15 protein-coding genes are annotated in these 15,600 nt (G+C 57.6%); 10 read left to right on the forward strand and 5 right to left on the reverse strand.

All coding sequences use genetic code 11. The features are described 5' to 3' along the window. Position 1: 1 nt before the first annotated feature. From G411_RS0110595 to G411_RS0110605, 3 genes are all read left to right on the forward strand, one after another. Positions 2-754, forward strand: a complete 753-nt coding sequence (locus G411_RS0110595; RefSeq protein ID WP_022959180.1) for a DUF4126 family protein — start codon at positions 2-4, stop codon at positions 752-754. Positions 755-872: 118 nt separating this feature from the next. Then, positions 873-1,760 carry an OmpA family protein gene (locus tag G411_RS21465; protein ID WP_169530663.1) on the forward strand — a complete coding sequence of 296 codons (888 nt, stop codon included), beginning with the start codon at positions 873-875 and terminating at the stop codon, positions 1,758-1,760. A gap of 44 nt (positions 1,761-1,804) precedes the next feature. Beyond that, the gene (locus G411_RS0110605; protein ID WP_022959182.1) at positions 1,805-3,439 is read left to right on the forward strand and encodes a ShlB/FhaC/HecB family protein; all 1,635 of its coding nucleotides are present in this window, start codon (positions 1,805-1,807) and stop codon (positions 3,437-3,439) included. Positions 3,440-3,442: 3 nt separating this feature from the next. Here G411_RS0110605 and G411_RS20125 read toward each other — a convergent pair whose 3' ends face one another. Further along, positions 3,443-3,934: a MarR family winged helix-turn-helix transcriptional regulator gene (locus G411_RS20125; RefSeq protein WP_022959183.1), complete on the reverse strand. Its 492-nt coding sequence runs from the start codon at positions 3,932-3,934 to the stop codon at positions 3,443-3,445. Between the two features lie 97 nt (positions 3,935-4,031). On the opposite strand from G411_RS20125, the gene G411_RS20130 reads away from it, so the two are divergent. Next, entirely contained in the window at positions 4,032-5,243 is a 1,212-nt protein-coding gene (locus tag G411_RS20130) for a multidrug effflux MFS transporter (RefSeq protein ID WP_022959184.1), read from the forward strand. A 3-nt stretch (positions 5,244-5,246) separates the two neighbouring features. Here the strand turns inward: G411_RS20130 and G411_RS0110620 are convergent, their stop codons facing one another. Beyond that, on the reverse strand, positions 5,247-6,125 hold the full coding sequence (locus G411_RS0110620) for a LysR family transcriptional regulator (RefSeq protein WP_028968343.1): 879 nt from the start codon (positions 6,123-6,125) through the stop codon (positions 5,247-5,249). A 134-nt stretch (positions 6,126-6,259) separates the two neighbouring features. On the opposite strand from G411_RS0110620, the gene G411_RS0110625 reads away from it, so the two are divergent. The 5 genes from G411_RS0110625 to G411_RS20140 all read left to right on the forward strand — a co-directional run bounded on the left by G411_RS0110625 (position 6,260) and on the right by G411_RS20140 (position 12,403). After that, complete coding sequence (locus G411_RS0110625) at positions 6,260-7,033, forward strand: ferredoxin--NADP reductase (protein ID WP_022959186.1); 774 nt, start codon at positions 6,260-6,262, stop codon at positions 7,031-7,033. Between the two features lie 138 nt (positions 7,034-7,171). Then, positions 7,172-8,320, forward strand: a complete 1,149-nt coding sequence (locus tag G411_RS20135; RefSeq protein WP_022959187.1) for an alpha/beta hydrolase family protein — start codon at positions 7,172-7,174, stop codon at positions 8,318-8,320. 83 nt (positions 8,321-8,403) lie between these two features. Further along, entirely contained in the window at positions 8,404-11,064 is a 2,661-nt protein-coding gene (locus G411_RS0110635; protein WP_022959188.1) for a CehA/McbA family metallohydrolase, read from the forward strand. 137 nt (positions 11,065-11,201) lie between these two features. Then, positions 11,202-11,873: a YiaD family glycine zipper/OmpA-like lipoprotein gene (locus tag G411_RS0110640; protein WP_022959189.1), complete on the forward strand. Its 672-nt coding sequence runs from the start codon at positions 11,202-11,204 to the stop codon at positions 11,871-11,873. A 68-nt stretch (positions 11,874-11,941) separates the two neighbouring features. Continuing rightward, on the forward strand, positions 11,942-12,403 hold the full coding sequence (locus G411_RS20140) for an LEA/WHy family protein (protein ID WP_022959190.1): 462 nt from the start codon (positions 11,942-11,944) through the stop codon (positions 12,401-12,403). 1 nt (position 12,404) lies between these two features. Here G411_RS20140 and G411_RS0110650 read toward each other — a convergent pair whose 3' ends face one another. Further along, a complete protein-coding gene (locus G411_RS0110650; protein ID WP_022959191.1) occupies positions 12,405-13,199 on the reverse strand; it encodes a ParA family protein in 795 nt (264 codons plus the stop codon). Between the two features lie 75 nt (positions 13,200-13,274). Further along, positions 13,275-13,529 (reverse strand): DUF1145 domain-containing protein, encoded by a 255-nt coding sequence (locus G411_RS0110655; protein WP_022959192.1) that lies wholly within the window; start codon positions 13,527-13,529, stop codon positions 13,275-13,277. A 107-nt stretch (positions 13,530-13,636) separates the two neighbouring features. Here G411_RS0110655 and G411_RS0110660 point away from each other — a divergent pair, with 107 nt between their 5' ends. Then, complete coding sequence (locus G411_RS0110660; protein WP_022959193.1) at positions 13,637-14,260, forward strand: riboflavin synthase; 624 nt, start codon at positions 13,637-13,639, stop codon at positions 14,258-14,260. Between the two features lie 26 nt (positions 14,261-14,286). On the opposite strand, the gene G411_RS0110665 is transcribed toward G411_RS0110660, so the two are convergent. Beyond that, complete coding sequence (locus G411_RS0110665; protein WP_022959194.1) at positions 14,287-15,414, reverse strand: nitronate monooxygenase; 1,128 nt, start codon at positions 15,412-15,414, stop codon at positions 14,287-14,289. Positions 15,415-15,600: the final 186 nt, after the last annotated feature.

Here is a 15,600-nt window from a genome sequence, read left to right on the forward strand (position 1 = left end):
GATGGACGAATATCAACAGTTGGTCAGCGTCATTTCCCTGACTATGGGCGTGGCCTGGGCCAGTGGTATCAACCTCTATGCAGCAATTCTCGTGTTGGGGCTCGGTGGTGCCAGCGGCGGCATTGCTCTGCCTGAGAGTTTGGATATCGTACAGAGCCCCCCGGTGATTATGGCGGCGGGATTGATGTTCGCTGTTGAGTTCTTTGCCGATAAGATTCCCGGTGTGGATACTGGCTGGGATGCCCTGCATACGTTTATTCGCATTCCCGCCGGCGCCTTGTTGGCCGCAAACAGCGTGGGTGATGTCAGCCCGGCACTGCAACTGGCGGCGGGTATTGTCGGGGGATCGGTCAGCTCGGTTACCCACGCCGCCAAGGCCAGCACGCGGGTGATGATCAATACCTCACCCGAGCCGGTTACGAACTGGGCGGCGTCCATCAGTGAGGATCTCGCCGTATTCGGCGGCCTGTGGCTGGCGTTAAATCACCCCATGCTGTTTTTGGCGCTGTTTGTACTGTTTCTGTTGCTGCTTATTTGGCTGCTGCCGAAGCTGTGGCGTGGCATCGCCCGGCTGTTGCGCAAGATCGGGCAATGGCTGGGGCTGACTGATGTGATGCGCGAGGAAATCAATCCGGGACCGGAGGAAGCCGCGGCATTCACCGAGGAGCTGCAGCAAGTGGAGCGTATGCATCGAGAGGGCAGTCTGACCGACGAGGAATTTGCCCAGGCTAAGCGACGGTTGTTGAACAGTTGACGGATGGTGTGACATTAATCACATAATGTGACGATCACCTCGTTGCTGCGCAGTAATCGGCGGGCGGCGCTGTAAAAATAGCGGCTACCTCTGCCGCAGACCAAGGATGACTCGTTACATGCAACGCCTTCGCCCACATTGCCAGGCCGTACTGTTGCTTGCGGCCGCGAGCCTGATGCCGGTCAACCTTGCCCGGGCAGGCTTGCTGCTGGATTTGACTGAACGTCTGGGGCTGATGCCGGTGGTGGAAGGCCTCAGCGATACCACGGGTCTGGCTCTCGACGATATCGTGCTCGGCTTGGATGCCGCCCTGTCGGTTCCGGGTGCGGATATGGCAGCGATGCCCTTGGCGCCTGCCGATATGGGAATGAGTTCCGCGCAGATGGCAGACCTTGCCGCCATGGATGAGCCGGCCACATTGTCTGCCGGGGAGTTAGCGGCGCTTTCTGCGGCGGTGGACAGCCCGCTGGCCAATGCCGGTGATCAACCTGCCTTGCACACCCCGCAGCCGCTCAGCCCCACTCTGGAGCTGGCCTATGCGCAAACGGCCGGTCAGCGCTGTGTCGACAGCGATGCCGATGGAATCTGTGATCGTGATGATCAGTGTCGCAGCACGCCACCGGGGCAGCGGGTCATGGCCAATGGCTGCCACCTTGATGCAGCCGCGCCCTTGCGACTGGACGGTGTCCACTTTGCCAATAACCGCTGGACGTTGGACAGCGCCGCTCATCGAGAGCTTCAGCAGGTCATCGCCATTTTGAGGGATACCGGTCCAGGCGCTGTTGAAATTGCCGGGCATACCGACGCCCGTGGCAGTGCGCAATACAATCTGGCGCTGTCGGAAAAGCGCGCCGAGGCTGTGCGTCGTTATCTGATCGAGGCGGGCATTCCCGCCCAGCGTCTGCGCGCTCGCGGCTACGGCGAGTCACAGCCCCTGCGCAGCGGTAATGATGCGAGCAGTTATGCGGCTAACCGCCGTGTTGAACTGCGCCTGCAGCCCCGCTAATCCCACACCAATGTTCAATGAGTCCCCGCATAAGGAGCACGCACATGGCGATTGACCTGCCTCCGGTCATGCCCCCACAACTGGCTACACAGGAACAGATTCAGCAGGCCGAGCGCTTTGAGGGTGCCGTGGTTGAGCGACGGATTAATGGTGTGTTGCTGCGGGTGATGAACGCGCCGTATCTCTCTGCAGAGCAGCTGCAAGCGCTGTTGGCCGAGGCCGATAGCCCCTCCGCCGCCATTACGGCACTGGGTCGTCGTTACTACAGTATGGGGCAGTTGCTGGTATCGCTGCAGTACTACCGTATTGGTGACACGGTTACGGTGATGGTCGACCAGAGCCGGGTGCAGGGCTTGCGCGGTAATCCCAGAGTGACGCATTTCTTTGGCGGTTTGGTCGGCGATGCCGATCTTCAGCTCCATGAGTTTGACCGGGCCCGTGTCCCGGCTAATATCTACTCTCAGCGGGCGGGGCTGGACTACCAGATCAGCTACGAGCATCACCCCGATCAGGCGGTGATTCTGGATTTTATCGAGCAGCCGGCGGCCGAGCCGGATGCCGGCGATCTGGGTGTTGAAGTGAACAATCAGGGTAGCCGTTTTCTGGGTCGCTATTTCGCCCAGCTTGACGGTGCGCGGCGTTTTTCCACGGGGACGGAATTGCGCGGCGCCTACCGCACCGTGGTGAGCGACTGGGGCGAGGCCCGGGATGGCGATGATTACCACCAGTTCTCGCTGGGTGTCGATCAGCCGCTGCGCTATGGGGTCTATGGCATCGAGGCGTCACATATTCAGTACAAGCGCCGCTTTGAGGTGGAAAACGTAGCGGGGGGTGGTTTCTGTTTGCCACCGTTGATCCCCTGTACCCCTGTCACACAAACACAGGTGCTGCCACTCGAAGCCGAGATCAGCGAAGTGACTTTGCAGGGTGAGCAGCTCCTGTACAGTAATCCACTGCGACGACTGAACCTTTTCGAGCGTTTAAGTTATGTGGACTCTGAAATCTCGCCAGAACAAGGCGGCGACGCTTTGCTGGATGAGAAGTACGCTGCGCTTGAAGTCGGGGCGCGTTACACCATGCGCGAGACACTGTTCGGGAAACCGGCGGTTGCACGCATTGAACTGGCGGCGAAGGCGGGGCTGTCTGATGATGACGGAAGCTTTGGCAGGGAACAGGGCAACGACGTCGCAATTGGCCGCCGCAGCGCAGAGTTTTTGATCGCCAAGCCCGCAGCGGCTCTGAACCTGTCGGTGGCAGAACGCAGTGAGTTGCGGCTGTCATTTCAGGGACAGTGGGTTGACGATGTACAGCTCCCTCAGCAACAACAGTGGGTATTAGGCGGTAGCCAGAGTCTGTCGGCATGGCTGCCGGGCACCTTGATTGGTGATGATGGCTACTTGAGTAGTGTGGCCTTGCAGCGCCGCTATGAGTGGGGGCGTTGGCGGCTAGTCAGCTCGATTTTTGTGGAATACGGCAGTGCCCGCTTCAGTGACAACAACAACGAACTGGGCGACTGGCAGTCGCTGGCCGATGCGGGCGTTGGCTTAACACTGGATACCGATTTTGGGCTGCAGAGCCGACTGCTGGTGGCGACGTCAATTCATGAGGATGTCAGCGATGAAGCGCGCCTCAGTCAGCAGGAAGCTGACTTCTTCTGGACCCTGCGCTGGCAGCTTTAAGCGTCAGTGCCGGTCTTCCAACAACTCCAATAATTGGTCCAGTTGTCCTCGCTGCTCCTCGTTGAGGGGGGCCAGCCAGGTGGCTTGCAGATCGCACAACTTCGTCATCGCGGCTTCGGCAAGCCGGGCTCCTTCCGGACGCAGCTGAACCAGTTGGCTACGGCCATCTTCCGGGTTCTCCGGGCGTTCAATTAAGCCCGCCGCTTCCAGGCGTTTCAGTAATTTGGTCAGGCCACCCGAACTGATGAGCAGGGCTTTGCACAGCGCAGTGGGCGTCACGCGGTGAGGGTAGGGCTGGCGCTTGAGTGCGGCGAGCACGTTGAACTCGCCATGCTGAAGCGACAGTGAACTCAGCAGCTCGCCGCTGAGGCGCCGGTAGTCATCCGCAACCCGGAGTAGTCGCAGTACCGCTGGGTGATTATTGCGGTAGGCAGCGGGCCAGTTGTGGCGCTGATGTTCTCTAAGTTCGCGGATACTTATGCGGCGATCGTCCATTGCAGAGGTAACTTTGTCAGCGGGGAGGTGAGCTATATTATCTTGCTGGAAAGATAAATCCTAGCTACCATGCTGCTCCTTAGCTGTTGGAGCTTCCATGAACACGCGCCCCGTTTCTCTGTCATTCATTTTTTTGCTGGCTGCAGTATTCGCCATGTCGCCGTTGGCTATCGATCTGTATTTGCCGACGATTCCCAGCATTGCGGAGGATTTCGGTGCGCCGGTGCAGCAGCTCGCGATTACCGTCAGCCTGTATATTCTCGGCTTGAGTGTGGGGCAATTTTTCGGCGGGCCACTCAGTGATTACTGGGGGCGCCGTCAGGTGCTGTTTCTCGGTTTGGCCGTTTTTGCTGCTGCCAGCCTGGTTTTGGCCTGGGCGAATACCCTGGAAGTTTTCTGGGGCGCAAGAGTGTTGCAAGCCATTGGTGGTGGATTTGCCGCGGTTGTGGTGCCGGCGATGATCCGTGACAACACGGAAGGCCAGGCGACGGCGAAGCTGTTTTCCCTGATCGCGCTGATTACAATTTTTGCGCCGGGGATTGCGCCGGCATTGGGAACGCTGATTTTCAGCCTATCGGGCTGGCGGGCGGTGTTTGTGGTGTTGACGGTGTACGCCCTGGTTGTGCTGGCGGCAACCTGGCGTTTTTTGCACAGTCCGGCGAGACCACACGTGGCCGTGGGCGCGGCGCCACAAAGTCTCCTGCAGCGGTATCGCCATGTGCTGGGGCACGGCATGGCCATGCGTTATTTGCTGGCGCAGGGCTTGAGTTTCGCTGTGATGATGAGTTTTCTGGTGAACTCGTCACTGGTTTACATTGAACACTATGGGCAGAGTGAATCGATGTTCTCACTGCTGTTTGCCGCCAATATCATCACGCTGGGAGTGGGCAATCGCATCAATGCCTACCTGTTGAATACGGTCTCGCCAGCGAGAATTCTGTTTGGGGCGCTGCTGTTGCAGAGTGGTGCCTGCGTGGCGCTGCTTATTGCCACGCCCTTTGATCCGCCGCTCTGGCTAGTGGTTATGCTGGTGATGCTGAGTATTGGAGCGCTGGGTGGCGCGATGGGGAATTCTCAGGCTTGCTGCCTTCACTTCTTTCCCCACCACAGTGGCATCGCTTCGGCACTGCTGGGCAGTGCGCAATACCTGATTGGTGCGGTGCTAAGCGGTATTTCCACGCGTTTTGTCAGCGAATTGATCTGGCCAATGAGTATTGCCATGGTGGCTTGCGCCCTGTTGGCGTTGCTGTCATTGCCAAGGCCCAGCCGCTTCGAACAGATCCTGGAAAAGGAGCATTCGGCGGCCTAGGACTTAGCTTGTTTTGCAGAGTTCAAGCCAGCGGATAATGCCCTCGCTGAGGTATTTCTGGCGGTGAAGAATAAAGTAAAAATTGCGCCGCAGATCTCTTCCGGGGGTTTTAAGCGCCACAAGGCGGCCGCTGGCGATAGCGCCTTCCAGTGATACCTGAGACAGGCAGCCGATGCCCAGGCCGTTTTCCACTGCCCGCTTGATGGCTTCGGTATGCTGAAGCTCGAGACGAATATCCATACTGGGAAGCAATTCATACATCGCACGATCAAAGGCTTGTCGCGTGCCCGAACCGGGTTCCCGAAGAATCCACTGAGCGCCGCGCAAGTCGTCGTCAGTCAGCAGGGTTTTCGTTGCCAGTGGGTGACGCGGGCTGCAAAACACCTGCAGTTCATCCTCTCGCCACTTGCTGACCTCAAGGTCGGGATGTTGCAGTTCGCCCTCCACCAGCCCCATATCCAGTTTGAAATTCAACACTTGCTGACTGATGGTCTCGGTGTTCGCCACATTGAGTTTCACGCTGGCACTGGGATAGCGCTGGATAAATTCGGCCATCAGGTCCACGGCCAGGTAGTTACCAATGGTCAGCGTTGCACCGATATTCAGTTCGCCGATCCGGTCGTGCTGGCGCAGCGCGCGTTCCAGTGCTTCTGCCTGATCAAGCAGTGCTTCTGCCTGTGGGCGAAGGGCCCGCCCCAGTTCATTGATTTGCAGTCGCTTACCGATGCGATCGAACAATTGGATAGAGAACTGGGTTTCCAGGTCTTTCAGAGCGCTCGACGCTGCCGACTGTGACATGGCGAGCTGTTCAGCGGCGCGGGTGATATTTTCGGTATGAGCTGCTGCGAGAAACACCTGGAGCTGTCGTAGGGTGTAGTGCATATCTGTATCACCGATAATTAAAATCAATATAAGTTGTTTTGCCGATATAATAGTTCCGCCGTACAGTGACTGCAACGACAAACACCTGCCTTGGTGAAAGTGCAGGGTGCAGAGACTGAAGAAAGGAGCGAGAGATGAGCAATATCATTGCCGAGCGAGTGATCAGCGTTCACCACTGGAACGACACGCTGTTTAGCTTCAAAACCAGCCGCGACCCCTCGTTTCGCTTTAAAAACGGCCATTTCACCATGATTGGCTTGCCGCAGGATGGCCGCCCGCTGATGCGTGCCTACAGCATTGTGAGCGCCAACTACGAGGACGAGCTGGAGTTTTTCAGTATCAAAGTGCCGAACGGGCCACTGACCTCGCGTTTGCAGAAGATTGCCGTCGGTGACGAGGTGCTGATCAGCCGCAAGCCAACCGGAACCCTAATTGCCGATAACCTGTTGCCGGGCCGGAATCTCTATCTGCTGGCAACCGGGACCGGGCTGGCGCCGTTTATGAGCATTATCAAAGACCCGGATATTTACGAACAGTTTGACCGGATTATTTTGACTCATGGTGTGCGCTACGAGAGTGAGCTGGCGTATCAGTCCTTCATTCGCGACCATCTGCCTCAGCACGAATACTTTGGCGAGGTAGTCCGTGACAAGTTGATTTACTACCCCACCGTCACCCGTGAGAAATACGAGAATCAGGGGCGTCTGACTGATCTGATTCGCAGTGGCAAGTTGATGGCGGATATCGGTCTGCCCGCACTCAATCCCGAGCATGACCGTTTCATGCTCTGCGGCAGTCCGGCCATGTTGAAAGATAGCTGCACCCTGCTGGATAGCTTGGGCTTTCGCGAAACCCGCGCGGGTGAGTACGGGCACTACGTGATTGAGCGGGCGTTTGTTGAGCACTGATTGCCGGGTATCGAAGCATCTATGGCCTGATTTCGACGGAATCGGGCCATTTTTTTTAGGATGTCACGCGCTGCTGGTGGAGTCAGGCTGCGGCTCTTGCTAAGTTACGGCTTTCTATTCGCCTAAGACCGTCGTCGTATGCTTAAGAAAATCCTGATTGCGCTTGTTATTCTGATCGTTGCTGCAGCGATCGTGCTCCGTTACACGGAGCGACCGGAGCCATTGCCGGCCGAGTCGGTCACAGCACAATGGCTGATGCCCGGCAGTTATGACGTCAGCTATTTTGATGTCACGCTTACCGATGACACGCGTGTTACCCAGGCGAATGGTGATTTTGCCGGCAGCGATCAGCGGTTACTGAAGACGCGCATCTGGCATGCCAATCCGATTCACAGCCGTGCGCCGCTGATTATTTACAGCCACGGTTTTATGTCGACGCGCACGGGTGGCACCTACCTCGCTGAGCAGCTTGCCAGCCACGGTTACATTGTTGCGGCCATGGATTACCCCCTTACTAATTTCAACGCGCCCGGCGGCCCGTTGGTGAAGGATGTCGTCAATCAGCCGGGAGATATCCGTTTTCTGCTCGACCAGTTTCTGAGCTGGGATCAGGAAAAAGGGCATGACTTTTACGAGGCCATAGACAGCAACCGTATCGCGGTGATGGGGCTGTCGCTGGGCGGAATGACCTCCACAATGGCCGCTTTTCATCCCCGGATGCGCGACCCTCGAATAGCCGCCGCGATTTCCATTGCCGGGCCAAGTTATGTGTTTGCGCCAGATTTCTATCGCCAGCGCTCGCTGCCCTACATGATGATTGCGTCGCCAATCGATGCGCTGGTGAACTATGAAGACAACGCGCAACACCTGCCTGAGCAGGTGCCCGGGGCTACCTTGGTGAGTATTGATAAAGCCTCACACACTGGTTTTGCTGATATGGCGAAATGGTTGCGCTGGCTGGATAACCCGGACAGCATTGGCTGCCATCAGGTCAAGCAGGGGCTGGAGAAGAGCGAGGGCGACGACTGGAGCGCGGAAATTGGCAGTGTGGAAGAGGGAATCCTCTACAACAGGCAGCCGAGGCTCTGCGAGCTGGACCCGCTGCCTTCTGCAATGAACCCCATTCGCCAGCATTGGTTGACCCGCGCGGCGGTGTTTGCCTTTCTGGAGGAGCAGTTTGCGCTCGGCGAGCAGCGTCGTCTGGATGCCTCGCAGTTTCTCCGCCAACAGTTTCCGTCGGAACAAGCTGATGTGCATGTGCGCTTCAGCTCTCCGCGTGTACCCTGAGCGGACGGAGTACAGTGGTGCAGCATAAGGGATTGACGTTGCGTCTAATCGGTTTGGCTTGTGTATTGGCGGCAGGATTTTCTGTGAGCAAGGTTTTCGCGCAGGAGCCGCTGGCGGAATTTTTCCCCCCGCCGGAAATGGGGAGCGAGCCTGTCCGCAAATCGCTGTTGCGGGCGGAGCGTATGAACGCCGACCGCATGGACAGTTATCCTCGTGGAGGCCCGGATGCCATTGGTGGCGTGGGCGATTGGTGGCTGTCGAATGGTGTGATCTGCGCCGTGGTGAGCGATGTTGAGCACGATGCGGGCATCGTTCGCGGAGGTGGCAGTCTCGTGGATCTCGGCTATTGTGACCGCGACGACGATCAGTGGACCTATGCCAACCTGCTCACCGGCCTGAGCAAAGATACGGCGATTCCCGTGCAGCGCGTCAAGGCAGAGCTTTCTGCGGTTAAGGCGGAGATCACCACGCTGGGACAGCGCGATGGCCTGCAACAGCTTATGCGTTTTCGCCTGACTCCCGACAGCACCGCGCTGGAGATGGAGGTGGAGATTCGCCGGACAGCGGACGGCGCGCCGCTTCGCATGAGCGGCTTGTTTACACTCTATTCTCAGCGCTCGTTGTCGCCATTCAGCTATTCCAGTTATGCGCCGTTGGCGACCCTGGGGTTTGAGCACCGTAAAATTGATCGTCACGATACCGGCTCTTTGATTTCCGGACTGATGCCGGCTGACTGGAATATTCTGGTCGGCAGTGAGCAATATCCCAGCGGAATCAGCTACGGGGTGCAGTTACAGTCCGCAGAATTAATTAAAGCGAGTGGAACGAGACTGGCGCTGCCGCGCTTTCTGGCCGTATTTCCCGACTACAGCCTGCACGGCTGGATGAGCCGCCCGCTGTGGTTACAAAGCGAGCGTCTCAACTGGCTGTCGATGATTCAGAACCAGTTTATGGATCTCGACAAAAATGAGCGGCTGTTGGCTCGCTTTCGAATTGTGGTGGGCAAGCGCAGCGATGTTGCGGCGGTGACGGACCAGATTTATCGCGGACCGGTGTTGCGCGGTTACAGCAATCACCCCGATGTTTCCTTCAGTATTCGCGATGAAGATCAGATTCCCGTGACACAGGTTCGGCCTGATGCCGATGGCAGCTTTACGGTACGTCTGCCAGACCGGGCGATGCGGGTGCGTGTTGAAGGCGTCAGTCCGGGGGGGCAAATGCTGGCCCGGGAACTGTCGGTAGTCGACAACCGCAATGACAGTGGCCGTTGGATATTTGATCGCAAGGGCAGCTTCAAATTGCCGCGCAGTGCGCCGATGAGTCTGTACTTCTACGGCCTCGGGGAGACCGCTGACCCCGAGTTCCGCGATGACCTTCTGGGTTTCCGGCTTGACGGTGAGCCCTTGCCAGGCAGTGACCAGCGCAATCGTATCGATCTTGCCGGCGTGGACTCGGACCCTGAAACGGTGGCATTGCCAGCGGGTAATTACCGGGTGCTGGTAGGGCGGGGGATCGAGTATGACGTCGACGAATACCTGCTCACCGTGGTGGCTGGGGAACAAAGCCAGCTCCCTGTTCGTCCGCCGCGGCGTGTCTGGTTTGGTGAAGACTGGCGCAGCGCTGACCTTCATGTTCACAGCGGCGCCAGCTTCGATTCGGCACTGCCCTTCCCTGAGCGTTTGCGCAGCTTTGTCGCGCAGGGTGCGGAGTTACTGGTGGCGAGCGAGCACAACCGGATCGTCGACCCGCGCCGAACCGTGGCCAAGATGGGCTTGAGTGACCGCGTGCAGGTGATTGTAGGGTCGGAAATCACCGGGCTTTCTCACAGTCCTGCAGCGCCGTTCACTATAGGTCACAGCAATGCTTTTCCGCTGCGTGCGCGTCCAAAAGAGTTCGCCGGCGGGCTGGTCAAAGTCGAGGGGCGGGCACTGCGTGAAGTGATTGCCGACGTGAAAAGTCGTGATCCAGGTGCCTTGTTCCAGCTAAATCACCCCCGTTCTACCGCGCCACTGGATAAAGATCTGGCGTTCTTCGAACACCTTTCCGTGGGGCGGGAATATGATCGCAGAGAACTGTTAAACAGCCCTGCTAACGAAAGCCTGCTGGCGGTTGATCCGGTCAGTGGTGCTCGCGATATCGATTTTGATTTGCTCGAAGTGCTCAACGGCAGCGAATTTGACGTATACGAAGCTGTGCGCGATGACTGGTTCTCACTGTTAAATCAGGGAGCGCGTCGCAGTGCAACGGGTAACAGTGATACCCACGGTCTGGCTCAGTTGGCCGCGGCGCCACGCAATTATATTTATTTGCCGGAGTCGGGGCCTCTGCCTGTCAGTGAATCGTCCTTCGTAGAGGCACTGGCGGCGGGGCGCAGCTATATGACGACCGGGCCGTTCATGGACGTCACCCTCCGGCATGGCGAGCAGCAGCGGGGGCTCGGGGAGCGATTTGAAGGACGGCGCGGCGAACTGCATGTGCAGGTCCGCGCGGCACCCTGGGTAACGGTGGACCGCATGACGGTGTGGGTAAACGGTCGTATTTATCGACAGCTACCCTGCCGTGGCAACGATCACAAAACCATCGAGCTGCATGTTGAGAATGACGCTTGGGTGGTCGTTGAGTTGAAGGGACCCGCAGGAGAGCGCTATCAGCAGATGTTGCCGGGCTTATCGCCACTGGCGCTGAGCAATCCCATCTATATCGATGCGGACAGCAACGGACGTTGGCAGCCGCTGGGGAACTGAGCCAGCTATACATTTGTCATTAGTTCGGACAATACTTCAGCATGTGAATAGTGGCTGTTTTTTACGGGAATCACTGTGCCATTATCTCGTCAAAGGCTATATATCTGTGGAAACAGTAAAAACAAGCAGGGGGAATCATGATTCGTTTGACTAAACCAGCGCGCCTGGCGGCGCTGATGAGTGCGGCAGTATTTATGGCCGCGTGTAGTATCGATCCGTACACCGGCGAGGAAAAAGCCAGCAACACCGCGAAAGGGGCGGGTTGGGGTGCTCTCGGTGGTGCCATTCTGGGTGCAGCGGTTTCCGATAAGGATCACCGCGAGCAAGGCGCCTGGATAGGTGCAGCGGCGGGCGCGGCCGCGGGTGGTGGTTACGGTTACTACATGGACCGCCAAGAAGCCAAATTGCGTGCCCGTCTTGAAGGCACAGGCGTTGGTGTCCAGCGTGTAGGCGACAGCATCAAGCTGATTATGCCCGGCAACATCACGTTTGATACCGGCAGCTCTGCGATTCAGGGCGGCTTTACCAGCGTGCTGGACAGCGTCGTGATGGTGGCCAAGGAGTTCGACAAGACGCTGATGCAAATCAACGGCTACACCGACTCTACCGGCAGCTTCCAGACCAACCAGTCGCTCTCTGAGCAGCGTGCGGGCAGTGTGGCGAGATACTTCATGAATCAGGGTATTCCTGCCAGTCGTATCCGCTCAACCGGCTACGGTCCACGTGATCCGATTGCCGATAACAGCACGGCGTCTGGCCGTTCGCAGAACCGCCGCGTAGAAATTGAAATGCTGCCCATGCAGCAGTAATGCTCCGGCAGGGGCGCCTCCCGGCGCCCCGTTTCCCCACCTGATATTCCATTCCACAAGGTCTTGTTGTGAAAAAACTGTTTCTTTTCCTGGCGACATGGCTGCTGGCTGCCTGTGCGACTTTTAATCCCGTCAGCAAGCCTGAAGTGGCAATTACCAGCATTAATCTCGGTCCGTCGAATGGTTTGCAGCAGCAGCTGTTGATTGGCTTGCAGCTGGACAACCCCAATGCCTTTGATTTGAAACTGGGGCGCCTGCGCTACGACATGCAAATCGCGGGGAGTAAGCTGGCATCCGGGCGCTTCAATGAGGCCATTTCGGTGCCGGCTAATGGGCAAACCGTTATCGAAGTTCCGGTGGGCATCAATCTGCTCAGTGGCCTGGGTTTTCTGAAAACCCTGATGACCAGCGCCAGCGATGAACTGGAGTACACGCTTAATCTGAGTGCGGACGTGGGCAATTTCGGCTTTGGTGATGTCAGTCTGGTGAAAAGCGGGGTGGTCAATATCGGTACCGCCCCCGCCAAATAGCCTAGCGGCGTTTGCGGCGCCCTTTGTTGGGTGTCAGGCTGTCGTGAAGTGCCACCAGCTGTTGCGTTAACTTGTGTGACGGCGCCATGTGGATCAGCGGCAGCTGCCGATTGCGTGATTCCTTCATTTTGACCGAGCTGCTCAGATGGGGCTCAAAAACCGGCAGGCCATCGGCCTTCAGTTTCTCAACCAGTTGCGTGGGCAGGCTCGCCTGACTTTGGAACTGGTTAACCACAATACCTTCCAGCGTCAGCCCCGGATTGTGGTCCTCACGAATTTCCTCAACAGTCTCCAGCAGGCCCATCAGTGCGCCCTGTGAGAAGCTGTCGCAATCAAAAGGAATCAGCAGGCTGTCTGCGGCAATCAACGCGGATCGACTGTAGAAGTTGAGCGCTGGCGGCGTGTCGATGTAGATGTACTCATACTCTTTTTCCAGCTCGGCCAGTGCATCGCGCAGCTTGTATATCTTGTGCCGGCTTTCCAGCTCGCGCTCAATCACGGCCAGCTCGGGGCTGGCGGGCATCAGATAAAGGTTTTCAAATTCGGTTTCGTAAACGCAGTCGCCCGCGTCCTTGCTCTTTTTACCGAACAGGCTCAGTTTCTGCTTAAAGAAACTGGCAGCGTTGTCTTCCAGGTCTCGGAATTGCTCACCGACCAGGTATTCGCTGCTATTCCCTTGAATATCGAGATCAATCAGCAGTGTTTTGGCGCCTTTCCAAGCGCTGATTGCCGCAAGGTTGCAGCTGATACTGGTTTTACCAACACCGCCTTTCTGATTGAAAATCACCCGCTTCATTGTCTGGCCCTATTGCACATTGACTGGAGTCATTAATGCTAGCAGCTCTGCGTAAAGCGGGCTACGACTCTGTACTCAGGCGGCGCTTTTGCGCTCGTTGAGCCAGTGTGAAGTGCGACCAAAGCCAAGCAGCAGCACGGTGATATAACCCGCGGCGAGCTTGCCTTGGTAGTCTCGGTGTAGCTCTTTGCGGAAAAACAGACACTCACCGAAATGGGCCGCCAGGAGTGCATAGCCTACCCAGCTGATCCAGTGGCTGTTTTCGCCGACTAGCGGTTGGAAGAAATTGACGACGAATGCCACCCAGAAGAGCAGAGTGACGGCGTTCATGATACGTAGTCCCATAGTTGCCTCGTATTCAGTATTGTTCTTGTTGGCTGGCCGCGCATAATGCAGGGCTGAGGTATTTTGCCGTTTTACTGCACAGGGGGCCAGCGATGTATACCGGTATTGTTCATGGGGCGTATCCGCTCAGTGGTTTGACTGAAGAGCCGGGGCTGCGACGCTTTGTTATGGCGCTGCCAGAGGTGCTGCGCGATGGGCTGGAGATCGGTGCCAGCGTGGGGCTGAACGGCGTGTGCATGACGGTGACACGCATTGAAAATGATCGTGTCCACTTTGATGCGATGCAGGAGACCCTGTCTTTGACCACGCTTGGGCAGCTTGCCGTCGGCGATCTGGTGAACGTGGAGCGATCCGCCAAACAGGGGGCGGAGATCGGGGGGCACCTGATTTCGGGGCATGTGGATGGCCGAGCCGTTGTGACGGCTGTGGAGCGCAGTGAAAATAATCTGACGCTGTTTTTCCAGCTGCCGAAAACGCTGGTGAAATATGTGTTTCGCAAGGGCTTTATCGGACTGCACGGCTGCAGCCTTACCGTGGCGAGCATGGACAGTAGTCGCGGGGTATTTTCGGTGTGTCTGATCCCGGAAACCTTGCGCAGTACCAATCTCGGCGCGCTGTCGGTGGGGGCAGAAGTGAACATCGAAGTGGATCGCCAGACGCAGGTAATTGTTGATACGGTCGAGCGGGTATTGGCAGAAAGAGAGGCGGCGCAGTAAGCTCTGCGCCGCCGCAGCGAGGCTTATTAGGCCTCGGGCATCAGGCTGTTAACGTGCTCCAGCGCGTCAACATACTCGGTGATCAGGCGGAAGATCACGTTGCGGGTAGATTCCACTTCGTTGATCTGGCCAACCACCTGGCCAACGGGGTTAAATGCGACCTTCTGGCACTCGCCTACGGCCGCATATTTTGCGGTGCGTCGAATACCGTCACCCGTTACCAGACCCTGCAGCGGCATGCCCAGGGGCTCCGGGTTGCCGGGGGTCGCCCAGGCGTTGGTCCATTCGTTCTTCAGCATGCGGCAGGGCTTGCCAGTCCAGGAGCGTGAACGCACGGTGTCTTCGCTGGTGGCCTTGAGCAGAGACTCTTTCTGCGCGGGTTCAGCGTGTGCTTCTTCCACGGTCAGCCACAGAGAGCCGGTCCAGGCGCCAGCACAGCCCATCGCCATCGCTGCCAGCATTTGTTTGCCGTTGCCGATACCGCCGGCCGCCAGTACGGGAATGCCTTCAGCCGCTGCAACGGCTTGTGGCCAGAACACGATCGAGCCGACATCACCGGTGTGACCGCCACCCTCGCCACCCTGTGCGATGATGAAGTCGAGACCGGCAGCAACGTGTGATTTGACCTGTTTTACCTTGCCGCACAGCGCGCCTACCAGGCGGCCGCTGTCTTGGATTTGTTTAACTTTCTCAGCCGGCGGAGTGCCCAGTGCATTGGCGATCAGCTTACACTTCGGGCGGCGCAGTGCTTCTTCCAGCAGTGGGGTGGCGGTGGCTTCAGTCCAGCCCAGCAGCCCCATGCTCTTGGTGCCGTCTGGCCACTCGGGTACGCCGTGATCAGCCAGCAGTTTTTGTGCGAATTCGACGTGCTCTTCCGGCACCATGTCCCACAGTTGTTTCTCAAGGTCTTCCGGGCTCATGTCGCCCATGCCTTCGTATTTCTGCGGGATAACAATATCGACGCCGTAGGGCAGGTCGCCAATGTGCTCGTCAATCCAGTCCAGTTCTTCTTTCAATTCTTCGGGAGAAAAACCTACCGCACCGAGTACACCAATGCCGCCGGCCTTGCTGACGGCCACCACCACGTCGCGGCAGTGGGTAAAAGCAAAGATAGGGTATTCAATACCCAGTTTCTTACAAAGTTCCGTTTGCATGATGTAACCTCTGTCTGAACGTACTTGTTGTACCTGCACCGCGCAGGTCTGTTGATAGTGGCCGACAGTATTGCCAAGCGCGTGAGCGCCAACAATGGCCTAAGCTATCAATGCCCAGTGACGAAAAAGATCAGAGGACACGCTGGCCGCGCTTGTTTTACGGGTGATGCCAGAGTAAAAATAGAC

Origin of the sequence: Spongiibacter tropicus DSM 19543, from assembly GCF_000420325.1 — a bacterium.
Taxonomy (GTDB): Bacteria; Pseudomonadota; Gammaproteobacteria; order Pseudomonadales; family Spongiibacteraceae; genus Spongiibacter; species Spongiibacter tropicus.